Source organism: Poseidonibacter lekithochrous, from assembly GCF_018861145.1.
In the GTDB taxonomy this organism is placed as follows: Bacteria; Campylobacterota; Campylobacteria; order Campylobacterales; family Arcobacteraceae; genus Poseidonibacter; species Poseidonibacter lekithochrous_A.
The window spans coordinates 368716-391995 of sequence record NZ_JAHKQT010000023.1 but is presented as its reverse complement, the minus strand read 5'-3'; the positions used below and the strand labels follow the sequence as shown (position 1 = coordinate 391995).

27 protein-coding genes and 1 pseudogene are annotated in these 23280 nt (G+C 26.4%); 10 read left to right on the top strand and 18 right to left on the bottom strand.

The genetic code is table 11. The features are described from left to right. The first annotated feature begins 72 nt into the window (after nucleotides 1-72). From KO488_RS15240 to blaOXA, 4 genes are all read left to right on the top strand, one after another. Nucleotides 73-816: an STAS/SEC14 domain-containing protein gene (locus KO488_RS15240; protein ID WP_228319102.1), complete on the top strand. Its 744-nt coding sequence runs from the start codon at nucleotides 73-75 to the stop codon at nucleotides 814-816. A gap of 71 nt (nucleotides 817-887) precedes the next feature. Beyond that, entirely contained in the window at nucleotides 888-2720 is a 1833-nt protein-coding gene (locus KO488_RS10145; RefSeq protein ID WP_216058684.1) for an ABC-F family ATP-binding cassette domain-containing protein, read from the top strand. An 11-nt stretch (nucleotides 2721-2731) separates the two neighbouring features. Continuing rightward, nucleotides 2732-3082 carry a RidA family protein gene (locus KO488_RS10140; protein ID WP_216058683.1) on the top strand — a complete coding sequence of 117 codons (351 nt, stop codon included), beginning with the start codon at nucleotides 2732-2734 and terminating at the stop codon, nucleotides 3080-3082. A gap of 74 nt (nucleotides 3083-3156) precedes the next feature. Next, the gene (gene blaOXA / locus KO488_RS10135) at nucleotides 3157-3915 is read left to right on the top strand and encodes a class D beta-lactamase (protein ID WP_216058682.1); all 759 of its coding nucleotides are present in this window, start codon (nucleotides 3157-3159) and stop codon (nucleotides 3913-3915) included. 29 nt (nucleotides 3916-3944) lie between these two features. Here blaOXA and KO488_RS10130 read toward each other — a convergent pair whose 3' ends face one another. The 5 genes and pseudogenes from KO488_RS10130 to KO488_RS15235 all read right to left on the bottom strand — a co-directional run bounded on the left by KO488_RS10130 (nucleotide 3945) and on the right by KO488_RS15235 (nucleotide 7246). Further along, a complete protein-coding gene (locus tag KO488_RS10130) occupies nucleotides 3945-4718 on the bottom strand; it encodes a class I SAM-dependent methyltransferase (RefSeq protein WP_216058681.1) in 774 nt (257 codons plus the stop codon). Between the two features lie 70 nt (nucleotides 4719-4788). Further along, the gene (locus KO488_RS10125; protein ID WP_216058680.1) at nucleotides 4789-5169 is read right to left on the bottom strand and encodes a helix-turn-helix domain-containing protein; all 381 of its coding nucleotides are present in this window, start codon (nucleotides 5167-5169) and stop codon (nucleotides 4789-4791) included. A 63-nt stretch (nucleotides 5170-5232) separates the two neighbouring features. Next, nucleotides 5233-5538: pseudogene (locus KO488_RS15515) on the bottom strand (hypothetical protein); the annotation flags it as partial. A 61-nt stretch (nucleotides 5539-5599) separates the two neighbouring features. Then, complete coding sequence (locus KO488_RS10120) at nucleotides 5600-6649, bottom strand: FkbM family methyltransferase (RefSeq protein ID WP_303572396.1); 1050 nt, start codon at nucleotides 6647-6649, stop codon at nucleotides 5600-5602. A 27-nt stretch (nucleotides 6650-6676) separates the two neighbouring features. Further along, nucleotides 6677-7246: a DUF234 domain-containing protein gene (locus tag KO488_RS15235; protein WP_228319100.1), complete on the bottom strand. Its 570-nt coding sequence runs from the start codon at nucleotides 7244-7246 to the stop codon at nucleotides 6677-6679. Between the two features lie 184 nt (nucleotides 7247-7430). Between KO488_RS15235 and KO488_RS15230 the strand changes: the two genes are divergently transcribed. Next, a complete protein-coding gene (locus KO488_RS15230) occupies nucleotides 7431-7613 on the top strand; it encodes a hypothetical protein (protein WP_228319098.1) in 183 nt (60 codons plus the stop codon). On the opposite strand, the gene KO488_RS10110 is transcribed toward KO488_RS15230, so the two are convergent. The 8 genes from KO488_RS10110 to KO488_RS10075 form a co-directional block, all read right to left on the bottom strand. Continuing rightward, nucleotides 7584-8030 carry a YaiI/YqxD family protein gene (locus KO488_RS10110; RefSeq protein ID WP_216058678.1) on the bottom strand — a complete coding sequence of 149 codons (447 nt, stop codon included), beginning with the start codon at nucleotides 8028-8030 and terminating at the stop codon, nucleotides 7584-7586. The two genes, KO488_RS15230 and KO488_RS10110, sit on opposite strands and share 30 nt — an antisense overlap. Then, the gene (locus tag KO488_RS10105; RefSeq protein ID WP_216058677.1) at nucleotides 8027-8581 is read right to left on the bottom strand and encodes a hypothetical protein; all 555 of its coding nucleotides are present in this window, start codon (nucleotides 8579-8581) and stop codon (nucleotides 8027-8029) included. The genes KO488_RS10110 and KO488_RS10105 overlap by 4 nt, the downstream gene beginning before the upstream one ends. A gap of 182 nt (nucleotides 8582-8763) precedes the next feature. Beyond that, nucleotides 8764-10101: a murein hydrolase activator EnvC family protein gene (locus tag KO488_RS10100; protein ID WP_228319096.1), complete on the bottom strand. Its 1338-nt coding sequence runs from the start codon at nucleotides 10099-10101 to the stop codon at nucleotides 8764-8766. Further along, on the bottom strand, nucleotides 10091-10909 hold the full coding sequence (locus tag KO488_RS10095) for a cell division protein FtsX (protein ID WP_216058676.1): 819 nt from the start codon (nucleotides 10907-10909) through the stop codon (nucleotides 10091-10093). Before KO488_RS10095 ends, KO488_RS10100 begins: the two co-directional genes overlap by 11 nt. Then, nucleotides 10896-11558 (bottom strand): cell division ATP-binding protein FtsE, encoded by a 663-nt coding sequence (locus KO488_RS10090; RefSeq protein ID WP_216058675.1) that lies wholly within the window; start codon nucleotides 11556-11558, stop codon nucleotides 10896-10898. The genes KO488_RS10095 and KO488_RS10090 overlap by 14 nt, the downstream gene beginning before the upstream one ends. Then, a complete protein-coding gene (gene trmB / locus KO488_RS10085; RefSeq protein ID WP_216058674.1) occupies nucleotides 11558-12748 on the bottom strand; it encodes a tRNA (guanosine(46)-N7)-methyltransferase TrmB in 1191 nt (396 codons plus the stop codon). The genes KO488_RS10090 and trmB overlap by 1 nt, the downstream gene beginning before the upstream one ends. Nucleotides 12749-12756: 8 nt before the next feature. Next, entirely contained in the window at nucleotides 12757-14040 is a 1284-nt protein-coding gene (locus KO488_RS10080; protein WP_228319094.1) for a fibronectin type III domain-containing protein, read from the bottom strand. Next, a complete protein-coding gene (locus tag KO488_RS10075) occupies nucleotides 13988-14974 on the bottom strand; it encodes an RluA family pseudouridine synthase (RefSeq protein WP_216058673.1) in 987 nt (328 codons plus the stop codon). The genes KO488_RS10080 and KO488_RS10075 overlap by 53 nt, the downstream gene beginning before the upstream one ends. A 19-nt stretch (nucleotides 14975-14993) precedes the next feature. On the opposite strand from KO488_RS10075, the gene KO488_RS10070 reads away from it, so the two are divergent. Further along, on the top strand, nucleotides 14994-16100 hold the full coding sequence (locus KO488_RS10070; protein ID WP_216058672.1) for an FtsW/RodA/SpoVE family cell cycle protein: 1107 nt from the start codon (nucleotides 14994-14996) through the stop codon (nucleotides 16098-16100). Nucleotides 16101-16250: 150 nt separating this feature from the next. On the opposite strand, the gene KO488_RS10065 is transcribed toward KO488_RS10070, so the two are convergent. The 3 genes from KO488_RS10065 to KO488_RS10055 are packed head-to-tail and all read right to left on the bottom strand — an operon-like array spanning nucleotide 16251 to nucleotide 18188. Further along, nucleotides 16251-16694, bottom strand: a complete 444-nt coding sequence (locus tag KO488_RS10065; RefSeq protein WP_216058671.1) for a hypothetical protein — start codon at nucleotides 16692-16694, stop codon at nucleotides 16251-16253. Between the two features lie 3 nt (nucleotides 16695-16697). Then, nucleotides 16698-17417, bottom strand: coding sequence for a hypothetical protein (locus KO488_RS10060; protein WP_216058670.1), 720 nt, complete (start codon nucleotides 17415-17417; stop codon nucleotides 16698-16700). Between the two features lie 12 nt (nucleotides 17418-17429). Next, on the bottom strand, nucleotides 17430-18188 hold the full coding sequence (locus tag KO488_RS10055) for an energy transducer TonB (protein WP_216058669.1): 759 nt from the start codon (nucleotides 18186-18188) through the stop codon (nucleotides 17430-17432). A gap of 49 nt (nucleotides 18189-18237) precedes the next feature. On the opposite strand from KO488_RS10055, the gene hemL reads away from it, so the two are divergent. Genes hemL through KO488_RS10035 form a run of 4 tightly spaced genes read left to right on the top strand, consistent with a single transcriptional unit; the run spans nucleotide 18238 to nucleotide 20709 of the window. Beyond that, nucleotides 18238-19518: a glutamate-1-semialdehyde 2,1-aminomutase gene (hemL, locus tag KO488_RS10050; RefSeq protein WP_216058668.1), complete on the top strand. Its 1281-nt coding sequence runs from the start codon at nucleotides 18238-18240 to the stop codon at nucleotides 19516-19518. A gap of 9 nt (nucleotides 19519-19527) precedes the next feature. Then, nucleotides 19528-19842 carry a pyrimidine/purine nucleoside phosphorylase gene (locus KO488_RS10045; protein WP_216058667.1) on the top strand — a complete coding sequence of 105 codons (315 nt, stop codon included), beginning with the start codon at nucleotides 19528-19530 and terminating at the stop codon, nucleotides 19840-19842. 11 nt (nucleotides 19843-19853) lie between these two features. After that, nucleotides 19854-20171, top strand: coding sequence for an AtpZ/AtpI family protein (locus tag KO488_RS10040; protein ID WP_216058666.1), 318 nt, complete (start codon nucleotides 19854-19856; stop codon nucleotides 20169-20171). Then, nucleotides 20155-20709, top strand: a complete 555-nt coding sequence (locus KO488_RS10035) for a hypothetical protein (RefSeq protein ID WP_228319092.1) — start codon at nucleotides 20155-20157, stop codon at nucleotides 20707-20709. Before KO488_RS10040 ends, KO488_RS10035 begins: the two co-directional genes overlap by 17 nt. Before the next feature lie 20 nt (nucleotides 20710-20729). Here the strand turns inward: KO488_RS10035 and KO488_RS10030 are convergent, their stop codons facing one another. Continuing rightward, the gene (locus KO488_RS10030) at nucleotides 20730-21410 is read right to left on the bottom strand and encodes a hypothetical protein (RefSeq protein WP_216058665.1); all 681 of its coding nucleotides are present in this window, start codon (nucleotides 21408-21410) and stop codon (nucleotides 20730-20732) included. A 3-nt stretch (nucleotides 21411-21413) separates the two neighbouring features. Continuing rightward, nucleotides 21414-23261 (bottom strand): RNA polymerase sigma factor RpoD, encoded by a 1848-nt coding sequence (rpoD, locus tag KO488_RS10025; RefSeq protein WP_216058664.1) that lies wholly within the window; start codon nucleotides 23259-23261, stop codon nucleotides 21414-21416. Nucleotides 23262-23280: the final 19 nt, after the last annotated feature.

Below are 23280 nucleotides of genomic sequence, written 5' to 3'. Positions count from 1 at the left end.
ATATGCTAACTCATTTCCTTATTTATTAAAAAAATATAAAAAAGTTATATAATAATAGAAAAGGAATTTTTTATGTTAAAAGTTGATTTAAATAAAGAAAAGTCTCTAGTTATTCTTAAACCAAATGGTAAATTAAATAAAGTTGATTTTATTAAGGCTAGTAAAATAATTGACCCCTTTATTCTTGAAAATAAAAAATTAAATGGTCTGATCATTTATGTTGAATCTTTTCCTTCTTGGGATTCCTTCTCTTCTTTATTAGAGCATTTAAAGTTTGTAAATAACCATCATAAAAAAATATCTCATGTTGCATTTGTAACAAATTCTTTACTTGGTAGTTTTGCACAAAATTTTATGGATTATTTTATAAGTGCGAAAATAAAAACTTTTCCATATAAAAAACTAGAAGAAGCAAAAGAGTGGATAAATACTACAAATATCAAAAGACATGGATTATCACTTGGAATGGAAAGAGTTGATAATGAATTTATTTTAACACTTAAAATTTATGGGAAATTAACTCATGAAGATTATGAAAGAATTATGCCACTTGTTGATTCTTCACTTGAAGGAATCATTAACCCTAAACTTAATGTATTAGCTGATATATCTGAACTTGAAGGTTGGGAATTACAAGCTGCTTGGGATGATTTAAAACTTGGATTAAAGTATGGTTCTAATTTTAATAAAATTGCAGTTTATGGCACATCAGCTTGGATTGAATATGGCACTAAAATTTCTTCATGGTTTATAAATGGTGAAATAAAACATTTTGATGATATTAATGAAGCAATTATTTGGATAAATGAAAAATAGGTTTTGTTTTAATTGAGCTATAACTCCTTATTGCGTATAATCCAATTTATAAATAAATAAAAAAGAGTAATATGATCGAACTTATAAATATATCAAAATCTTATGCACAAAAAGAACTATTTTCTAATTTAAATTTTAGATTAAATAAAGGGAACAAGGTTGGTCTTGTTGGACGAAATGGTAGTGGAAAATCTACAATATTCAAGTTAATTCTTGGAGAAGAATTTAGTGATGATGGAATTGTTAGTATTCCAAAAAACTATAAAATTGGTGCCTTAAAACAGCACCTAGTTTTCACTGAAAAAACTGTACGAGAAGAAGCTGCTTTATCTTTAAGTGAAGAAGATATGTATAATGTTTATAAAGTTGAAAAGATTTTATTTGGTTTAGGTTTTACAGATGAAGATTTAGATAAAGATCCCTTATCTTTTTCTGGGGGTTATCAAATTAGAATTAACCTTGCTAAATTACTGGTTACTGAACCAAATTTATTATTACTAGATGAGCCTACAAACTACCTTGATATTTTATCATTAAGATGGCTAAAAGCATTTTTAAAAAGCTTTGAAGGTGAGGTTATAATTATTACCCATGATAGAGATTTTATGGACCATGTTACTACTCATACTATGGGGTTAGTAAGAAGAAACCTAGAAGTAATTCCTGGAGATACACATAAGTTCTATGCACAAATTGCATCAAATGATGAGCATCATGAAAAGCAAAAAGCAACACAAGATAAAAAAAGAAAAGAGCTTTTAGAGTTTATTGCTAAAAACAAAGCAAGAGCTTCAACAGCAGCGCAAGCTCAATCAAAACAAAAAGAGCTTGATAAAATGGATGATTTAAGCTCAATTGTTCATGATAATACTTTAGATTTTGATTTTAACTTCAAAGAGACTCCTGCAAAAGTTTTACTTGATGTAAAAGATGTAAGTTTTGGATACACAAGTGATAATATTCTTTTTAAAGATATATCTTTTACACTTAAAAAAGGTGAAACTTTAGGAATTATTGGAAAAAATGGTAAAGGTAAATCTACACTTTTAAATGTAATTGCTGGTGAGTTAAAGCAATTAAGTGGAAAAGTTGATTATCATGGAACTAGTACTTTTGGACACTTTGGGCAAACAAATATTGACCACTTAAATCCAGCAAATTCTGTTATGGATGAAATTCAAACAGGAAATGTAAAATTAGCAGAATCAAGTGTTAGATCTATTGCTGGTTCTATGATGTTTAGCGGAGATGATAGTAAAAAGAAAGTATCACTACTTTCAGGTGGTGAAAAATCTAGAGTAATGCTTGGAAAAATACTTGCAAAAGATGTAAATATCTTATTTCTAGATGAGCCTACAAATCACCTTGATATGGAATCAATTGATTCTTTAACAACTGCTATTGAAAACTTTGATGGTTCTTGTATTGTTGTAACACATAGTGAAGAATTACTAAGACGTGTATGTGATAGGTTGATTATATTCTCAAAAGGTGGTGCTGATTATTTTGATGGAAGATATGATGATTTCTTAGAAAAAATTGGTTGGGAAGAAGAAGAGGGTGAAGTAAAAGTAAAAGCTAAACCAAAAGTTAATAAAAAAGAGAATAAAAAGAAAAGAACAGCACTTCTTACAGAGCGAAATAAATTAACTTCTTCATTAAAGAAAAAAGTTGAAAAATATGAAAATGAAATCATTGAAATAGAAGACTTAATAGAAACAGAACAACATGAATTAGTTCAAGCTTCAAACTCAGGAGATAATACAAGAGTTATGGAACTTTCAAAAAATGTAAAAGCTAATCAAAGTAAAATTGATAAAATTTTTGCAGCTTTGGAAGTTGAACAATTAAAAATGGATGAGATTTTAGATGAGTATAATGCTAAAATAGAGAAACTACAATAAAAGGGAATAAAATGGTTATAAGAAAACAAGTAAATGAAAGAATGAGTAGAGTAGTTGTACATAATAACACAGTATATTTAGCAGGAATAGTATCAGATGATAAAACACTTGATATTAAAGGTCAAGCGGCAAGAGTTCTAGCAATTGCTGAAGAAAAATTAGAACTTGCAGAAGTTACAAAACATGATATATTAAGAGTTGAAATATTTGTAAAAGATATTGCAAGAGACTTTGCAGGTTTTAATAGCGTTTGGGATGAATGGGTTTCAAAAGAAAATCCACCAGTACGTGCTTGCGTTGAAGCAAATATGGCAAGTGTAGAAACTTTAGTTGAAATTATAGTTACTGCTGCTAAAAACTAGTTTTATTTATGAAGAAGTGAAATTTTCACTTCTTTTATTTAATTTACTTTTTATAATAAATAAGGAAAATTATAATGAGTTATATAAAAATAACAATACTTTTACTTATAATATTTACATCTTCATTGGCTAATGATATAGATTTAGAAAAGATTTTTAAAGAATCTAAAATTAATGGAACATTAGTTGTCTCAGAATTAACTTCTAATAAAAGATACATTTACAATAAAACAAGAACTGAAAAACGTTTTTTACCTGCATCAACATTTAAAATACCTAACACTCTTATTTCACTAGAAAAAGAAGTAATTAAAGATGAATATGAAATAATTAAATGGGATGGCAAGGTTAGAGCTTATGAACCTTGGAATAAGGACCAAAATTTACAAAGTGCAATATCAATATCTTGTGTATGGTGTTATCAAATATTTGCTAAGAAAATAGGAAATGAGAGCTATCTAGAATATCTAAAAAAAATGAATTATGGGAATAAATTAACAGGTTCTGATATTTCTACATTTTGGTTAGAAGGTAATCTTAAAATATCAGCTAATGAACAAATAGATTTTTTAAAAAAGTTATATCAAAATGACCTGCCTTTTTCTCAAAGAAATATTGATATTACAAAAAAGATATTAATTACTGATTCAACTACTGAATATATAATAAGAGCTAAAAGTGGATGGACAGGAAAACTTGGCTGGTATGTAGGATATGTAGAAATTAAAGATAAAGTGTGGTTTTTCGCCTTAAATGCTGATATTCAAAAAGAGCAGTTAAAATATAGAAAAGAAATTGTAATGGATGCTTTAAAGATTAAGAATATATTATAAATTGATTTTATATAAAAGAAGTGAATATATCACTTCTTTTTAGCCATAAATATTGTAATAGGATATGAAAAAAATATCTTCTTATCTTTATAATGACTATTTATTCCTAAGGTATTTTCTTTGATATCATTTTTAAATATTTTACGTAGTACATCATCATCACCTTTATTTGGAAAAGAAGCTTTTAGTTGATCTTCTAATTCTAAATCAACTTTATATGAACTTTTACTATGGTTTGATAAAAACTTAGAAGAAAAAAGATCCTCAAATTCTTTAAATGTTAAAGCTTTTGTATGCGAAGGATCACGTAATTTTTCCATATGATTATATGCTTTTTCATATTTATCTTCAAGTGCTACATCTACAACAATAACTTTACCCTTTGATTTACAAACTCTTATCATTTCTTCAAATACTTGCTTTTTATCTAGAAAATGATGAAAACTATATCTAGTAAAAACAATGTCAAAAGTATTATCTTTATAAGGTAGCTTGTGAACATTTCCTAATTCAAATTTTATATTTGTTAAATTATTTTCATTTTGAACTTCTATTGCTTGATTTATCATTGCTTCTGTTAAATCTAAGCCAACTACATTTTCTGCATATTTAGCAAATTCGCAAGTAACAATTCCTGTTCCACATGCTAAATCTAGTACTTTATCATATTTAGATACTTCACTCATTGATATAATAGTATCAACTGAATTATAGTGTCCTTTTATCTTTTTAAATGGAATTGCCTGTTTTGAAAATTGCTCAATTACTTTTCTATTGTGTTCTTCTTGTATCTCGTTTCTCATAAAAACTCCTAAATTAAACTTAGTGAATTATATGAAATAAAAAAAATTAATTCTTGTACAAAATTAACATTTATAAAAATATGTTTTTTTGATATTCTTTTGGTGTTAGTTGAAAAACTCTTTTAAAAGATTTATTTAGATGACTTTGATCAAAAAAACCAGCTGTTTGAGCTACTTGAGAAATAGGAATATTTTGTGATATTAATTTTCTTGCTAGATGAACTTTTTTATTTAGGATATACGAATGGATTGGTAAGCCAAACTCTTTTTTAAATATTCTTAGGATATGTACGATTGATAAATTCATATCATTTGATATATCTTCTAATAAAATATCTTCATTGATATTATCTTTTAAATACTCTTTTATTTTTAAAGCTAATATTGTATTTTTAGTATTTTCATTTTCATTTGCATTTTTATTACAAAATTGTAAAAAAAGATTGTTCATAAAATCTATTAATTTTTCTTCTTTTTCAATTAATAAAATATCATTAGTTAATAATTGCTCACATAAATCAATAAAATTATTGTAATGTTCTTGGTTTTGAATAAGACTATTATTTATGTTTAAAAATTTTATATTATTAAATAATGATTGCTGAATACATCTACACCAACTCTCATCAATATATAGAACATAACAGCCAAAGCTCTTTATTTTAGTTAATGTAGCACAATGAACCTCTTTGGGATTTACAACTGATATTTCATTTGGATTTAACGAATCACTCTTATTATTAAATAGTATATTTATATTTCCAGTTTTAATAGCAGTTATAGTAAGTTCTTTATGTTGATGCTTTTTATCACAACTTATTATTTCATCAATATATCTTAATTCAAGATAAGGTAGTTTATTTGTTTTAAATATTTTGTTTTTAATAATCTACCTTTGGAATAAAATACATAACAGTTTCATATATACCTTCCATATAATGGCGTATATATACTTTATAATCATTTCTAATACCTAGTACTAATTCTGGCACTTTATACCAATCTTGCGCTTTATGATAGATGCAAATAGCTAATATTGGATGATGATTTAAAATAGTTTGTTTCGAGCCTATAATGGTGTCTTGTTCTGCACCTTCAATATCAAGTTTTATAAAATCTACTTTTTCTTTTATTAAGTTATCTATTGTATCAATATTCTCTGCTTGGTAGTCATGTGCACAATTATCTTGTAATTCTTGTGTTTTACTAGTTTCTTGTTTTTTATTTCCTAGACCACAGTTTATAAACTCAATGTCTCTTTGAGTAGAGAAGTCTCTTTTTGCAATCTTTAAATGTAAATTATTTGGTTCAATACAATATATTTTTTTATAATCAGGAAAGTTTTTTATTATATTTGGAAGAGTATCGCCAACATAAGCACCACCATCTAAAAAGCTTATATCTTTAATTTCTGGGATTAAGTCTTTATCAAAGTACTGTTCATCAAAGTTGTTTGTAAAGCCTTTCATAAACTCTAAATCAAAAGTCATTTTAAAGTTTAATACTTTTTTAAAAACTTCTTTTGATTTTTTATCAGCTAAAAGATTATATGTTTTTTGGTAGTTACTTTCATTTTGTAAAAAATCATCTTTAAAATCCATAATAAAAGGAGGGTGAACTAAGTCAAGTTTTGAGTATTTTATAAAGGCTAAATAGTTAAAGTGTGTATATCCTAGCTCATCTAGTTTAATATTTACTTCAAGAGGACTTCCTGTAGCAACTGTAAGAATAATAGAATCTTTAGGAACTTCTTCTATTTGTAATACTGTTTTTTTTCTTGATTTTTGAACTCTTGTGAAATCATCGATAATACCATCAACTTCAAGATGTTTTAATACACTTTTCCCAAGTTTGTTTATTCCTAAGATATATTTTTTTATGCTCTTTGATTCAATAAAGAGTTTTGTTAACTCTTTATCTTTTTCATTCACATAATCAAGTCCTACTAAATTCATATTTTATTTATCAAGTAATATTTTAAAACTTTTTGCAGTATACAATCTTAGTGATTCATTTTTTAAAGTTTTAAGCTCATTTGTAAAGCCTTTTTTAGTAAATAATACATAAATATCAGCTTCAAATCCTACTTCTTTACAAGTATTTTTTAAGTTGTTTAATTCACTTTTTTTAATCTTTGAATCTACATATTTACAAGATGCTGCTATTGTTTTTCCTGATTTTGTTTTAGCTACTAAATCAATACTGTTTTTATCATCCCAATATTTACCAATATTTTTAATCTCATCATCTTTATAGGCATCTCTTAGAAATTCCATTGCTAACTCTTCAAATACAAAACCTGTAAACTCAGCTTTTCTATTTTCATAGTTTTTATAAAATTCATTATAGTTACCATCTTTAATACCTTTATAAATAGGTGAAACAAAGGCAAACCAAAATCTTAAAAAAGGTGTAGTAAATAAAAGCTTTTTAGATATTTTACTATCGCCTCTTTGATTAAGTAAGAAGTGTTGCGATGATTCCATCTCAATAATTCCTCTCTCAACTAGTCCTTCAACACATTTCATACCCTCTTCAAAGCTTACAAATGCTCTTTTAAAAGATGAGTTAGTTCTTCTATCTCCTAAAGCAATACCACTTAATACTGCTTGATCTACACTATATCCCCCAGTAATTGTATTTATTTGGTTTTTAAAATATCTATACTTATCTAGAATCTCAGTTTCTATTAGTTCTTTTAATGGAATAGTGATGTCAATATCGATATTAAGCCCACCAAATACTGTAAAGTATTCAATTGCAGTTTCTAAATCTTTTGGATTGTTTTTCTTACAAAATGAGTTAAATTGTTTTTTTGTTGCTTGGTCTATTAAAATGATGATAAATCCTTTGTATTATTTTAAATTATTTTATATTCTGCAAAAACTTGTTTAATGAATTTGCAAACTCTTGTGAATCTTTTGAAGAAAAGGCAGCTGGACCTTTTGTCATCTCTCCACTATCTCTTATTTCTTGCATTAGGTTTCTATATGCAAGATATTGTTTTATATTATCTTCTGTATACATAGCACCTCTATGATCTATAGCATGTGCTTTTTTAGATATCACTCTATCTGCAAGTGGAATATCTGCTGTTATTACTAAATCATTTTCTTCTAATAATTCAACAATTTTATTATCAGCTTCATCTGCACCAGCATCTACTATCATGTATGTAATATGACTTGACTTTCCTATATTTATTTTCTTATTTGCAATTACTATTGTTTCAAGTTCTAATCTTTCAATTGCTCTTAAAACAATAGGTTTTAATAAATTTGGGAAAGCATCTCCATCTATATATAATATCATATTTTTTCTCTTTTTATTTTTTGTAAATTACGTAATCTCTTCCATCTTTCTTTATTAAATAGTTTATAAAAAAATAAGCATCCAACATCAAAACCAAAGTAGAAAACACTAATACCACTAGGGGGATTTGCACTTGGTATAAAAGATATTTTATCAAACCAAATTTTGGGCCAATACCAGTTTTCATAATGTGTTCCAATTAGTTCTAAATAAACAATCATAAAAAACATTATTAGAAAAAATAGTTTTATATGCGGTTTTTTTCTAAATAAAAGAACTATAAGTAACATACAAATAAATCCAAATACATCATTTCCAAAAATAAGCCAAGCTGTTGAATATATTAGCATTAAAATAAAAAGTATATTTATTGTTAATTCTTTATTTCTTTTTAAAATAGGTTCTTTTGCCATATAAAAAACTGCTGCATAAATCATACTATGACCCAAGGGCACATATAATGGCAGATTATTTAATCTATATGAATACATACCTAAAATAAGTGCAAATAATGCTTCACCTAAGACTGCTAAAATTAATCCATAAATCATTAGCTTCTTTATTTTTACAGACACATTAATGTAAGTCCAAATAAAAACAAAAGAAACTAAAATATTTGTAATATATTGATTGTTAACAAAATAACTTGATATAAGTTTACTATCTATAAAAAGTCCAAGCCATAGTATAAAAAATACTGGAAGATAGATATGTAGATATTTGTATTTATTCATCAAATTTTAAATAAATCTTTTGGATTAATATGTGAAGAGTTTTTAGTAGCTTGGAAAGTTAGATTATTATTAACTCTACCAACAACATAACCTTTTTTTATCCATTTCCCAACTTTTAAAGTTGGAGCTATCTCATCTAAATGAGAATAGATTGTATGGAGTCCATTTTCATGTTGAATAATTACAACATTTTCAAGCATACCTGAGTTCTTTTTTGCATATACAACTTTTCCATTTAACACAGAAACAACTTTTGCTTTAGGTCTTTTTGTTTTTAATACTATGGATTCATTAAATAGTTTAATTTTATAAATTGGGTCATAATAAGAACCAAATTTCTTTACTACATTAAAAGATTTAAGAGGGGCAATTGTCTTTTTCCCTCTATATCTAACTACTTTTACTCCAGAAGTTGCTGAACCAATTTTTTTAACATCTAAATTTAAATTTTTTGCATATTTTTGATTTCTAACTTCTGCTGTTTGTATAGATTCTTCTTCTTTTACTGTTTTCGAACTACTTTTCTTCTTTTTTTTCTTTTTCGCTTCAGCTTTCTTTTTCTTTAAAGCTAATATTCTTTGGAGTTTAGCTGTTCTAATTCTCTCTTTTCTTAATTCTTCTTCTTTTAAAATATTTAAATTAGATAAAAGTTTTTTAAGAGATTCTTGTTGTTGTGCAACTTTTTTTAGCTCTTGTTGATATGATTTATGTTGATCTTCTAAACTATTTAAGGATTTAGAGTGTTTGTTTTTAAGTGTACTTAGAGTTTTTTTAGTTTTTTTTCTTTCTTCAATATATGAAGAAATAGTTTTGATTTTTTTTTGATTCTCTTTTGTATTATTTGTTAATAAATCATAGTTATTATCTAATTTAAGTATTTGGTCTTTTGAGTTTTCTGAAAGAATAGTATATATTTCACTATCTATTAATTCTCCTAAAGTGTTTTTTGAAGCTAATTTAAGTGCTATCGAAGTAGAAAAGTCTTCAATAATTGTATCAACTATTTGTACTTCATTACCTTTCTTTTCTTTTATTAAATTAGTAGATCTTTTTCTTAACTGTTCAAGTTTTGCTTTTGATTCTTCTAAAAGCTTTTCATGTTCATTAATATCTGAATTTACTTTTTTAATATTTTTTTCTAGTTTTATTATATTTTTATTTTGTTCATTAATTTTATTTGCTAAAGATTTTACTTTTAAAGATGTTTGTTTCTTTTTGGATACATTCTTATTTAAGCTATTTTTATTACTTTTGATTTTATTATCAATAGCTTTAGTTGATGAAAAAGCTGTATTACTAAAAATTAGTAATAGTATAAATAATATTTTATTCATCATTTATTTTGTACTTTAATAATACACCAAGTATTGTAAAAATTGAAATAGTAAAAGATAATATAAATAGTTTAATTAGTTCATAATTTAAGTCTATTTCTACGTTAATTATTTCATGTAGTTCTAGTGGAAATAATATACTCATATTATTAGAAATATAATATAAAAGTGCACCTACAATTAAAAAAGCTAGAAAAGAACTAATAATTGCATAGTTTAAAACTGTTGATGCACTATATAAAACAGATGCACCATGAAGTCTTAATATCGCAATTCTAGTACTATGTTCATGAAACCATAGCTTAATTTGTTTTGCAATAATAATAATTGCAAAAATTGTAATGATAAAAAATAGTATAAATGAAATACTACTTAATAGCACTAAAAGCAAATATGTTTGATTATGGTTTTTATAAAATACTTCCACTTTTCTAACATTTTTATTTTGAAGTAAAGTTTCTTTTATTGTTTCTAATTCACTAGTTGTTGGAAAAACTTCTAAATATATTTGATAAAAATAAGGAAGCTTTTTTTTAAGTAACTCAACTGAACTAGTTGATAAGTTTGATTTAATATCATTTATAATTTTTTCTTTTGGTAAAGTTTGAATTCTCTCAACGTTTATACCTGCTAGTTCATCAATATTCTCTTTTATAAGTGGTGTATTTGTAACTATAACAATGGAATAATCTCTTGAGATTTTCTTTTTATAGTTTTCTACTACATTATCGATTAATAAATATAATGTAAATGTAAGTAGCATTGCACAAAGAGGAATTAAGAAAGCAAATATATTTTTAAGAAACTTCATAAATCATACCATCCTCTAACGATAACTGTCTAAATTTTATTCCTAAATTTTTAGGAACTCTATGTGTCACAACTACAATTGTAATTCCTAACTGTTCATTTGCACCTTTTAATAAGTTCCAAACAACTTCTGCTGAATAATCATCTAGGTTACCAGTAGGTTCATCTGCTATTATAATCTTTGGATTATGCGCAAGTGCTCGTGCAACGGCAACTCTTTGTTGTTCTCCACCACTTAATTCATTTGGATAATATCCTGCACGATGAGATAATTTTACATGTGATAGTAACTTATTTGCTTGATCTTTTGATATTTCGTTTGAGTAACCATTGATTTTTAAAGGAATCATAATATTTTCTTCAATAGTATATTCATTTACAAGTTTATAATCTTGGAATATAACTCCAATATCTTTTCTAAGAACTCTTAGTTTTTTCCCTTTAATTCCAAAAACTTCAACCCCATCAATTTTTAAACTGCCATGTTTTAATGGAATCTCTCCGTAAAAAGATTTTAATAAAGTAGACTTCCCACTTCCAGAGTTTCCACCTATAAAGATGAATTCTTTGGGTTTAATTCGAAAGTTTCCTTTTTTAATAATATATTTATTATCATCATATGATAAGTATATATTCTTGGCTTCCAGCATTAGTTAAGAATCTCTTTTAGCTTGTTGTGAGCTTTTATATTTGAACTTGTTGGAATTGGTGTTCCTTGATAATATTTTATCTTTCCATTTTGAATAAGTAAATACTTACTAACAGGTCTATCAAAATTACCCATTGTTAGTTGAATTAATCCAGAATTATCTTCATCTTCGATAGTGAATAAATCTTCAATATGTACAAAGAAATCTTTTTCAACAATAGATTTTGTAGTTATGCTTTTTATTTTTTCTTCATAGTTTATTTCAAAATCAAATGAAAAGTCTTTTTCTATTTTTAAAGGTTTATCAATACTATGTGATAATAAAACTACATCATAGATATTTTTCCCTTGTTTTCTCCATCTATCTTCATACTTACTTGTTATTTCTAAATCTTTATTAATATCAATTGTAATCTTTCCTGTAGGAAGATTTGTAAGAAGTTCTGTACAGTAATCAAAGTATTTTCTACTGTCAGTTCTAAGTTCTAGCGTTCCACCAACTTTTAATACTCTTAAAGCTTCATTTATAAATTCATTAGAATAAATTCTTCTATGAGGTTTTTTATCCCATGGAACAGGGAAGTGTACGAAAATTTTACCAACTTTATTTGAGTCTATAAACTCCATAAATAGTCTTGCATCATAATTTACTATAAGAACATTTGTAATATCTTGAAGTTTCATTTGTTTTAATGCTTGTTCAATTGATGGTGTATGAATTTCTAAACCAATAAATTGAACATCTGGATTATTTTTAGCTTGATATAATAAATGTCTACCACTACCAAATCCAACTTCTATTTGAATCTCTTTATCTGTTTGAAATTCATCAACAAAATAATTTATATCTTTTAAGAACTCTTTGTTTTGCTCAGCTTTTTGATTAATTGTATTAGTATTTGAAAATACAATATTAGCATCAATAGAGTTAGTATAAGCATTTAAAGCATCTTTTACTAAAGTAATTGGAGCAATTCTTGTAACTTTATCAATTTTAACCATTTGGTCATTATCTTTATTTTTTAAAGTTAATAAAAATTCTTTATTTTCATTTTCGACTGCAATTTTATATTCTGTATTTCTTTGATGTTCTGTAAAATTATACGATTTTGCAATAAATTTAAAATCTACACCATCTTTTTTTGATGGTGTATTTATTAGTTCTGTTTTATTAAATACTATATGCGGCATTTCTAAAACTACTTTTTAAGAGGTATTTTTGGTAAAATTAATGACGCTTCATCTGTTTTTTCAGACATTAATCCGTATGTATCATTTGCTTGAATTGAATACTTATATTCAACTCCTGAGATAATATTATTATCTACAAATCTTAAATCACGAATATTTGTAAACTTCTCCGTTTTTGATTCAAAGAAACTAATCATAGTTTTTTTATAAATATTATATGATATTGCTCTATTATCAGGAGAAGTCCAATTTAAAATTGCTTGTGAATTTTGAATTTGAGCTAAGGTAATAGTTGGTTTTGCTGGTTGATTTAAACTTATTCCTTTTATTGGATCTGTTTTTGATGAACTTTTTAAGTTATCTTTATCAACAGCTACAACTTTATAATAATATTCTTTTCCATCTTCATCTATTTGGTCTACAAAAGCGAATGTACTATTATTAACTTCTTTTATTCTTTTAAAGCCAAAAGTTTTAATAGCACTTCTGTGAATTTCATATTTTATAATATCATTAGTAACAGATGGTTCCCAAGATAATATAATCTTTTTAGGTTCATTATTTGTTGCACTTAAATTTTGTACACCATTTGGTAATGCTTTTGTTTTAGCAGTAACTGCTTCACTTGGTTTTGTAGATACATCTTCAAATGTATAAGCTGTAACTCTATATTTAAAAGTTTCATTATTATCTAAACCATCATCAATGTATTCAGATTCTAATCTACCTTTTATTTTCTTTTCAGTATTCCACTCGTTAAGTGTAGTATTGAATTTTTCGATTTTATAGTATGCAACTCTTAAATCAGGATGTGGTCTCCAAATAATTTTGATTCTATTTGGTAAGTCTGATAATGCTTGAACGAAACTAACTGGAACAATTCTTGGAAGAGTTTGTGTTATATAAGCATCAGTTGTATTTGACTCAGTATCATCAGCTGTTTTTGAAGAGATTTGATATACATATTTTGTATCTGGTTCAAGTTCTTTATCAACAAAATGAGTAGTATATTTATTATTTACAGATTCTATTAGTTTTAGTCTTCTACCGTCTTTATGCATATTTGCTCTATAAAAGTTATATCCAGTAACTCTTACATCATCTACTTTCTTCCATTCAAAAGCAATAGATGTCATATCAGAAATAGATTTTAATGAACTATTATCTATAACTTCAATTGTTTCATCTATTTTTGGTTTAACAGGTGCGTTTAAATTATTGTTTAAATTATTACAACCACTAAGTAAAAGAAGTAAAGCTGTCAATGATGTTGTTTGCATCAATTTTGTCATGTATATTCTCCATTTGAAAATGTTTAATTAAAAATTCATTCATGTCATTTGGTAAATCTGCTTTAAAAGTCATTAAAACACCAGTATTAGGATGGATTAAATACAGATTGTATGCATGTAAATAAAATCTATTTATTTTATTTAAATCGCCCTTAAAACCATATAAATTATCTCCTAGAATATGCCTATTTATCGAACTTAGATGAACTCTTATCTGATGTGTTCTTCCTGTAAATAATTTAGCTGCAATTAGTTCATATTTTTCGTTTGTACTTATATCAATTTTTTTAAAAGCAGATTTTGCATTTCTTCCATTTTCTTCAATAGACATTTTTAATCTATTATTTGGATTTCTTCCTATTGGTTTATCAATAATCACATCTTCTTTTAGTGCTAAATCCGTAATAGCAAGATAATATCTCCCCATAGTTTTATCTTGTAATTGCTCTGAGAGTGAAGTATGAGCTTCATTTGTTTTTGCAACTACCATTACCCCTGTTGTCCCTTTATCCAATCTATGAACAATTCCATGTCTTTCTTCTCCTGAAATTGTTGATAAAGATATGTTATTTAGTTTTAACCAATCAACTAAGGTTGCATCTTTTACACTTGGAGCATCATGAATTGTAAGATTTGCAGGTTTATTTATAACTAGAATATGTTCATCTTCATAAATTATTTTTACATCTTTTCCTTCTAAAGATTCTTTTACAAAAACTTCATCTTTTACATCTTCTATTTGTGCTTTTGGAAAATAAACTTCAATTTCTTGATTTTCTTTTAATTTTAAACCTGTTTTACTTACAGTTTTACCATCAACTTTTACGAACTCTTTTTTTATAAGTTGCTCTATTTGGTTTCTTGAAGCATCAATTTGTGATGCTAAGAACTTATCTAACCTATTTGTTTCTTGAACAATAAAATTTTTATACATTTTTAGATACTCTTTCACTATGCGTTTATTTGATAAGAGAATAATTTCCCATTTTGACTATTTGTTAATACTATTTGTTTTACCGTTGATATATTTATCATATCATCTAATAAGTGAAACTAATGAAATATTAGCAAATAAACAATTAATATACTTTACACTTTCATTTTTTACATTTATTATAGTTTTTATTTTACCTATTAGAAAGAAGTTGAGATTAGTTCCTTCTCTTTATTGGTTAGGTATTTTACTTTTACTTGCAGTTGAATTTTGGGGTGTCACAAAACTAGGTGCTAAAAGATGGCTTCCATTGCCTATTTTAAATACAACAATACAGCCTTCTGAGCTTATAAAACCTATATATATTTTAATGCTTGGGTATTTAATTCATAATAAACCACCTCCCAAAAAGGGCTATAATTTTGCAGATTTTGCATATTTTTCATTTTATATTTTATTGCCATTTATATTAATTGCAAAAGAACCTGATTTAGGAACTGCACTTGTATTATTACTTGTAGGTTATGGAATTTTGTTTATTGTTGGAGTAAATTGGAAAATTTGGACATCAATTATTTTAGTAATGGGAATATCATCACCTTTTATTTACACATATTTGATAAAAGATTATCAAAAGAAAAGAATAAAGGATTTTATTTCAGAGAAACCTAGTTATCATGTTCAACAATCGATTATAGCAATTGGTTCGGGAGGATTAACTGGAAAATTAAGCGAAGATGCCACGCAAACACATTTAAAATTCTTACCTATTGCAACAAGTGATTTTATTTTTGCTTATTTTGTTGAAAGATATGGTTTTTTAGGGGCTATTGGCCTTATATTTTTATATGGATTATTAATTGCACATTTATTAACTTTAAATTATTACTTTAAAGATGATTACGTCATACGGGTATTTGCCTCAGGGTTGGGGCTACTACTATTTTTTAATATGAGTGTAAATATCTTAATGGTTATAGGATTTGCACCCGTTGTTGGACTTCCCTTACCACTTTTTTCTTATGGTGGAAGTTCCTTTATTAATTTTGTTGTAATTTTTGCAATTTTAGAAAACTTGTTAGCATTTAGATATATGGATTTATATAATTATGAGAGGAAGTTATAAAGTATAAAAGTACAAAATAATTGTTTTATAGGATGTGAAGAGAGTTTTGATGGTACAACTTCTTTTAAAACAGGTGTTAGATTTACACTTAACAGAGTTGATTCTTGCTACGATTAAATAAAAGTTTTATACTTTTATTTAACGTGATATCTAATCTAGAACTTCTATCATTCTTTCGATTCTTTGTATATTTGCTTCATAAGTATAATTATCACTATCTTCTTTATATGCATTTGTATTTATTAAAAGTAGCTCTTCTAATTTTTTCTTTAAAAGAACTTCTTTTTCATTTATGTTTTTTGTTTCAAAAGGTTTTTCTAATTCATAGCTTAGATTTGAATTTACTTCAAGTAAAAAGCTCAAGTCATATTGAACTTCTTCACCTTCATAGTAAGATCTATTTATTATAAAGTGCCCTGATGTGAAGCTTACATCTTCCATTTCTCTTGAAACATAAGCCATTTTAATCAAACCTTTTATATTGTTAATCAAGTCTTCTTTTACATATTTTTCATTTAACTTCTCTAAAATATTCATAACCTTTTCAAAATTAAAGTCTGATATTAAACTCTCTTGTATTTGTTCTAAATTCATTTATTAATTACCTTGTCTTATTAGTTCTTTTAATATATCTAAATCATAGATACCTTTGCCACAATTTGTTTTTTTAGTTTCAATATCTATTAATTTTTCCGCATTTTTATCTATGTATGTATAGTTTAAAATATAATCTTTTTTTAGTAATCTTACTGTGTTCTCTTCTTCACATAAAGAGTCTTGAACTTGAGATTTAAATCTTTTTAAATTATAGTTTTGAGCACTACTTATATCCATATTATCTAATCTATAAGTATAATAGATATTTTTTTTATTAATATTAATATCTATTAAATGACTAAACTCGTTTACTTTTAAAGGTAAATTATTTTTAAAACTATTTATTTCACTTTTAATTGCATAATCTTCAAAGATAGTTACTTTAATTAAATCATAGGCAGAAAATAATGAGAAGAAAAGATTTATAGAAATAATTACTCTTGCTAAAAAAGGCCATAATTTATTTCCTATATAATTTTGAGCACTTTTATAAACAGCAATAAATATTAAAATTGAATATATAAAAGATAATAAATAAATTATAAAACTAAAAAGAACTCCATTATTGTTTTGATGATAATCAGTTTGAATAAAACTATTATCTATGAATATATTAATAGCCAGTGTAACAAATACAAACCATACCCAAAAAGTTATATTTAGATTGATTTGTCCTTTTAGTAATCTTTTAAAATATGATGGGGTTTTCTTTTCTAACATCTATTTCCTTCTTTAATATAATCGATATTGAACATTGAATTTTAACTTTGTTTTAGTTTTAGGTCTTGGATAATCTTTATAGGCAATTTCAATTAATTTAATAGTATATTTATCAAATACATCGTAGCCAGATGAATTTGTTATTCTTAAATTTGAAATGTCACCATTTGGATGAAATAAAAACTCTACAACATTGCGACCTGATAATCTCATCTCAATTGCAAGTTTAGGATATCCTAATCTTGTTAATACTCTTTGCGTTATTATTTGAAAACTATTAAAATTTTTTTCAATAAAAACTTTTTGTACTTTAGTAAAGGATTCAAACTCTTTTCCATATAATTTTTGTATTTCGTTTAATACTTTTTGTTCTACGGGGTCTTCTTGTGATAAAAAGTCTTCTAATGTTTTATTTTCAAGAGCTTTCATCTTTTTTTGTGTGGGTACTTTTGTAACTCTTTTTTTCTTATAATTTATTTCTTTAGGAGCTTTAATAAGTTTCTTGGACACTTTTTTTGTAATAGATCTTTTTTTAGCAACTTTCTTAATTGTTTTCTTTATTGTTTTCTTTTTTACTACTTCAGTTTTTTTTACTGTTACTTTTTTTTCTGCCTTCTTTTCTTTCTTGATTTTTACAAAAGTTACATTAGCTTTTTTCTCTTTTTCTAAAGCTTTTTTATTTACATTTGGTTTTTGAGCAAGTTTATAATTATTGAATAATAATAAATGTAAAGATATTGATATAATAAAGGCTAATATAATAAGTTTCATAACGTGATTATAGTAGAATATCGCTAATAGAAAATTAATAGGAAATTAAATGTTTGATAATTCAGTAAAAGCATATGCAAAAGCTTGTGAAGTAATCCCAGGTGGTGTTGATTCACCAGTTCGTGCGTTTAAAAGTGTTGGAGGAACTCCACCTTTTATAGCAAGAGGTGAGGGTGCTTATTTGTTTGATGTTGATGGTAATAAATACTTAGACTTTATACAATCATGGGGGCCATTAATTTTTGGTCATTGTGATAAAGATATAGAAGAAGCAGTTATAAAAACTGTAAAAAACGGTCTGTCTTTTGGAGCACCAACTGAATTAGAAACACAATTAGCTGAAGAAATTGTTGAAATGTATGAAAATATTGATAAGGTTAGATTTGTAAGTTCTGGTACAGAAGCTACTATGTCTGCAATTAGACTTGCACGTGGTGTTACGGGTAAAGATGATATCTTAAAATTTGAAGGATGTTATCATGGACATTCTGACTCTTTATTAGTTCAAGCAGGTTCAGGATTAGCAACTTTTGGAACGCCAAGTTCACCTGGAGTTCCAGCTGCTTTAACAAATCATACCTTACTTTGTGAATATAACAATATTGAGAATCTTAAGAAATGCTTTGAAGATTCAGATGATATTTCTTGTATTATTATTGAACCAATTGCAGGTAATATGGGATTTATTCCTGCAACTCAAGAGTTTTTAAGAACGTGTAGAGAGTTATGTGATAAACATGGTGCTTTACTAATTTTTGATGAAGTTATGACAGGGTTTAGAGCTTCTTTAACAGGTGCATCTGGAACTGTAGATACGAAAGCAGATATTATAACTTTTGGTAAAGTAATAGGTGCAGGTATGCCAGTTGGTGCATTTGCAAGTTCAAAAGAAATCATGGGACATCTTTCACCTGATGGTGCAGTTTATCAAGCAGGAACTTTAAGTGGAAATCCAGTTGCTATGAGTGCTGGATTAACAAGTCTTAGAAAATTAAAAGCGAATCCCTCTATCTATGATGAATTAAATGCTAAAGCATTAAGATTAATAAATGGATTTAAAAAAGTTGCGAATGAAAATAATATTCCTCTACAAGTTAATACAAGAGGTTCTATGTTTGGTTTCTTTTTTTGTGAAAAAGAACCTTTTAATATAAAAGAAGTAGCAAAATGTGATTTTGATAGATTTGCAAAGTTTCATCATGAAATGTTGAAAAAAGGTTTCTATTTTGCTTGTTCTCAATATGAAGCTGGGTTTATTTCAACAGTTATGACAAATGAAGATATTGATGCTTGTATTGATGCAGCATCTGAAGTTATGAAAAGCCTTTAGGAGATTAAAATGGAAGTATTAAAAAACGTAGATTTAGTAAAAAAAGCAAATATTTATTTTGATGGAAATGTTACAAGTAGAAGTTTCATTAACAACGATGGTTCTAAAATGTCATTAGGAATTATGATGCCAGGAGAGTATAACTTTGGTACAAATGAAGCAGAATTAATGGAAATTCTTGATGGAACAGTTGAAGTTAAACTAGCTGGTTCTGATACTTGGAATACTTATACCGCTGATACTTCTTTTAATGTTGATGCAAACTCTAGTTTTGATATTAAGGTGAAAACAATAACTGATTATTGTTGTTCATATATTAAATAATAGGAATTTTAATGGAAGAAAATAAAAAAGTAGAGAAAACTAGACCTAAGCATAGAGATAAGTTTGAAGCATTAGATAACTTATCTTTGGGTATCTCAATGGTAGCTGCTGTTGGTATTGGTTTTGGTATTGGTTATGGATTAAAAACAGTTTTTGAAATTGATTGGTTATTATGGTTAGGTTTATTTTGGGGAATAAGTGCAGCTATTCTTAATGTTTATAAAGCATACAAGAGAGCTCAGAAATCTTATGAAGGTATGGAGAATGATCCTCGATATGCGCATAGAGCTAAATATGGTGATAAAGAATATAATGACGATGAAGATTAATCAATCTTTAAAAAACTTTGCATTAGTCTTTATTATTTTAGACCTTTGTTTAGTAATATACACACTAGTATTTAATACACAAATCTGGCTATTAAATACTCAAGTTGCTTTTGTTTCTTCATTATTTATAACTATCGCATCTTTTCTTTCATATAAAAAGAATATACAAAATAGATTATCAAATCTCGATTTATCTAAACAAGTAAATGCTGAACAAAGAGATAAAGTTGATGAAATTGATGATCCTTATGATTTATATACTGAATATGAAGAGATACCAGAAGATGAATTAACACCTGAAAAAATAAAAGAGATTATCAGTGATGAAAAAACAAAAGTAAAAAAGAATTCTTTTAAAAATACTATCTTTTCTGCAACAGGTTTCTTATCTGTATATAGAGTTTTAGGTTATGCAACATTGATTTTTGGATTTTTTGCCCTAAATAATAATAAATTATTTCTTCCTATAGCTTTTATAGTAGGTTTAGCAATTGTTCCTATTGGCGTATTATTATCAAAGCTTTTAGATAGAAAATAAAAGCTTTGATATACTATATTCTAAGTAATTAAAGGTAAATCAATAGTAATTTCATTTTTATCACAAGACAAAATAAATGAACTACCTTCTTTATATTGAAGTAACTCTTTTACAGCATCTTTATCAGATGTAATTTTAACTGTGATTAAAGAGTATTTCTTTCCTCCAATTTTTATATATTCACCGATTTTAAGTAGAATAGAGCAGTTTATATCTATAGAGCCGTTAAATGCTTCAAAAGCTTGGTTCAGTGTTTTAATAAATAAACTAGCATCTAACTTAAATTCAGGAATAGATGGATCATAATTCTTTCTATAAGTAGTATCAGTCTTAATTTTATTTGTAGATATTGCTAAGTCAACAAGAGTGAAAATATTTGTACTATTTATATTCTTAATATTAAGGGTTGCTTCTTTTTTTGCCATAGTACTTTTATAAAGTTTCATATGAATTTCATCTTCATTATCATACTTTACAGTAATTGCATAAAATGTGTAGTTTTGTATAGTTAAATCTATATATGAAGTTTCTGCTCCAAAAGACTTTGGAGCATACTTTAAAGCTAATTCATAAAGCTCTTTTTGTTTTATTCTATTTAATAGAAACTGAGCTTCAGAATTAGAATATAAAATCTTCGAAGTAGAAGAAAAAGAAATAACAGGATTAAGATCTAACTCTACCCAATCTTCAAAAAAATCCATCTTCTAACTTTCTACGTAGTTCTTAAGGTTTTTACCTACTTTTGGATGTTTTAGCTTCTTAATTGCACTTGATTCGATTTGTCTAACTCTTTCTCTTGTAACAGAAAGCTCTTTACCAATCTCTTCTAGTGTTCTATCAGATGCATCATGCATAAGTCCAAATCTCATTCTAACTACGGCTTGTTCTCTTTCATTCAATTGTGCTAAGATTTGATCAATTTGACCTTGTAAATCTTCTTTCATAATATTATCAACTGGTGTTGGAGCTTTTTCATCTGGAACAAAGTCACCAAATTTACCATCATCATCAGATCCAATAGGAGCTTCAAGAGATACAGGTTCTTTAGTAATTTTAATTACTTGTTTAACTTTATCAACAGGTAATCCTACTTCTTTAGAAATTTCATCAACATCTGGCTCTTTACCATTTTCTTGAATACCTTTTCTAATAATCTTATTGATTCTATTAATAGTTTCAATCATATGAATTGGAATTCTAATAGTTCTTGCCTGATCTGCAATTGCTCTTGAAATCGCTTGTCTAATCCACCATGTTGCATAAGTAGAGAATTTATATCCCTTTTTATACTCAAATTTATCAACAGCTTTCATAAGCCCAATATTACCTTCTTGAATTAGATCTAAGAATGGTAAACCTCTATTTGTATATCTTTTTGCAATAGATACAACAAGTCTAAGGTTTGACTTAGCCATTCTTGTTTTAGATTTATCAGTAATATCTTTACCACGTTTAATTTGCTCTAAAACATTTTTAAGTTCTTCTGGATCTAAATCAAACCCATCTTTAGAAGCTTCTGCTGTTTGGAAAAGTTTTTTAATTTCCATATAAGTAGAAACCATAGTAGCTTCAGGAACCATAGTCGTAATTTGTACTTTAGTTAAGTTAACAATATTATCTAAAATCTTTTGGTGATTTTGTAATAAAGTATCATTAAATAAAGGTAATTTATACTCAAGTCTTTTAAGTTCATGATCAAAACCAGTATCAGATTTAAGTGCAGTTTCCATTGCCTTTACAATTTCTGTAATAAGTTTAGAAGTAGGTCCAAGATCTAATAATGCTTCTTTTAAAATTCTTTTCTTAAAAGCAATTGCAAGATTATGTTGCATTTGATCAGCTTCTGCATCAGATTTAGCAAATTCTTTGCTTAAGAATTTTAACCAGTCTTTTTTTGCTTTTTCTAATATTTTAAATGCTTCAACAATAGTTTGTGCTCTTTTATCAAGCTTCTTTTGTTTTTTACCATCTTCTTTTTCTTTATCAACTTCAACTTCTGCATTATCGTCAGATGAATCATCTGATTCTTCATCATCAAAGTTTCTGAAAAGTTCTTTTACTTTTCTTTCTCTATTTACTAAAGGTTCTTTGTACTCTAAGATAAAATCTATTAAGTAAGGTACATAACAAATTGCATCAAGAATAACATCTTCACCCATTTCAATTTTTTTTGAAATTTCAATCTCTTCTTCTTTTGTAAGTAAAGGGATTTGTCCCATTTCTCTTAAGTACATTCTTACAGGAGAGTCAGATCTAGACCATTCTAATAATTCTTTGTTTTTCAGAAGATCATAAACTTCATCTTCGTTCATTATTAGTTTTTCTCTTTGTTCTTTTCTTTTCTTTGCCTCTTCTGCATTCATTCTTTTTGCTTGTTCTTGCGAACTAATTATCGTAACATTGTACAATTGGATAAAAGCTAAAAGTTTTTTTACATTGGCACCTGATGGTGCTTTAGGAAAGATCTTAATAATTTTTTCATAAGTTAGTATAGAGTCTTTATACTCTTTTACTGTTTTTTCTATTGCTTTATTTAAATCTTTTGCGCTCATATAATGAAGATTCCTCTCT

Bases quoted from the DNA above. Each gene is read 5' to 3' on its own strand.
- KO488_RS15240 (WP_228319102.1), top strand. From the start codon at position 73: ATGTTAAAAGTTGATTTAAATAAAGAAAAGTCTCTAGTTATTCTTAAA.
- KO488_RS10145 (WP_216058684.1), top strand. From the start codon at position 888: ATGATCGAACTTATAAATATATCAAAATCTTATGCACAAAAAGAACTA.
- KO488_RS10140 (WP_216058683.1), top strand. From the start codon at position 2,732: ATGGTTATAAGAAAACAAGTAAATGAAAGAATGAGTAGAGTAGTTGTA.
- blaOXA (WP_216058682.1), top strand. From the start codon at position 3,157: ATGAGTTATATAAAAATAACAATACTTTTACTTATAATATTTACATCT.
- KO488_RS10130 (WP_216058681.1), bottom strand. From the start codon at position 4,718: ATGAGAAACGAGATACAAGAAGAACACAATAGAAAAGTAATTGAGCAA.
- KO488_RS10125 (WP_216058680.1), bottom strand. From the start codon at position 5,169: ATGAACAATCTTTTTTTACAATTTTGTAATAAAAATGCAAATGAAAAT.
- KO488_RS15235 (WP_228319100.1), bottom strand. From the start codon at position 7,246: ATGAAATGTGTTGAAGGACTAGTTGAGAGAGGAATTATTGAGATGGAA.
- KO488_RS15230 (WP_228319098.1), top strand. From the start codon at position 7,431: ATGTCAATATCGATATTAAGCCCACCAAATACTGTAAAGTATTCAATT.
- KO488_RS10110 (WP_216058678.1), bottom strand. From the start codon at position 8,030: ATGATATTATATATAGATGGAGATGCTTTCCCAAATTTATTAAAACCT.
- KO488_RS10105 (WP_216058677.1), bottom strand. From the start codon at position 8,581: ATGATTTATGGATTAATTTTAGCAGTCTTAGGTGAAGCATTATTTGCA.
- KO488_RS10100 (WP_228319096.1), bottom strand. From the start codon at position 10,101: ATGATGAATAAAATATTATTTATACTATTACTAATTTTTAGTAATACA.
- KO488_RS10095 (WP_216058676.1), bottom strand. From the start codon at position 10,909: ATGAAGTTTCTTAAAAATATATTTGCTTTCTTAATTCCTCTTTGTGCA.
- KO488_RS10090 (WP_216058675.1), bottom strand. From the start codon at position 11,558: ATGCTGGAAGCCAAGAATATATACTTATCATATGATGATAATAAATAT.
- trmB (WP_216058674.1), bottom strand. From the start codon at position 12,748: ATGCCGCATATAGTATTTAATAAAACAGAACTAATAAATACACCATCA.
- KO488_RS10080 (WP_228319094.1), bottom strand. From the start codon at position 14,040: ATGACAAAATTGATGCAAACAACATCATTGACAGCTTTACTTCTTTTA.
- KO488_RS10075 (WP_216058673.1), bottom strand. From the start codon at position 14,974: ATGTATAAAAATTTTATTGTTCAAGAAACAAATAGGTTAGATAAGTTC.
- KO488_RS10070 (WP_216058672.1), top strand. From the start codon at position 14,994: ATGCGTTTATTTGATAAGAGAATAATTTCCCATTTTGACTATTTGTTA.
- KO488_RS10065 (WP_216058671.1), bottom strand. From the start codon at position 16,694: ATGAATTTAGAACAAATACAAGAGAGTTTAATATCAGACTTTAATTTT.
- KO488_RS10060 (WP_216058670.1), bottom strand. From the start codon at position 17,417: ATGTTAGAAAAGAAAACCCCATCATATTTTAAAAGATTACTAAAAGGA.
- KO488_RS10055 (WP_216058669.1), bottom strand. From the start codon at position 18,188: ATGAAACTTATTATATTAGCCTTTATTATATCAATATCTTTACATTTA.
- hemL (WP_216058668.1), top strand. From the start codon at position 18,238: ATGTTTGATAATTCAGTAAAAGCATATGCAAAAGCTTGTGAAGTAATC.
- KO488_RS10045 (WP_216058667.1), top strand. From the start codon at position 19,528: ATGGAAGTATTAAAAAACGTAGATTTAGTAAAAAAAGCAAATATTTAT.
- KO488_RS10040 (WP_216058666.1), top strand. From the start codon at position 19,854: ATGGAAGAAAATAAAAAAGTAGAGAAAACTAGACCTAAGCATAGAGAT.
- KO488_RS10035 (WP_228319092.1), top strand. From the start codon at position 20,155: ATGACGATGAAGATTAATCAATCTTTAAAAAACTTTGCATTAGTCTTT.
- KO488_RS10030 (WP_216058665.1), bottom strand. From the start codon at position 21,410: ATGGATTTTTTTGAAGATTGGGTAGAGTTAGATCTTAATCCTGTTATT.
- rpoD (WP_216058664.1), bottom strand. From the start codon at position 23,261: ATGAGCGCAAAAGATTTAAATAAAGCAATAGAAAAAACAGTAAAAGAG.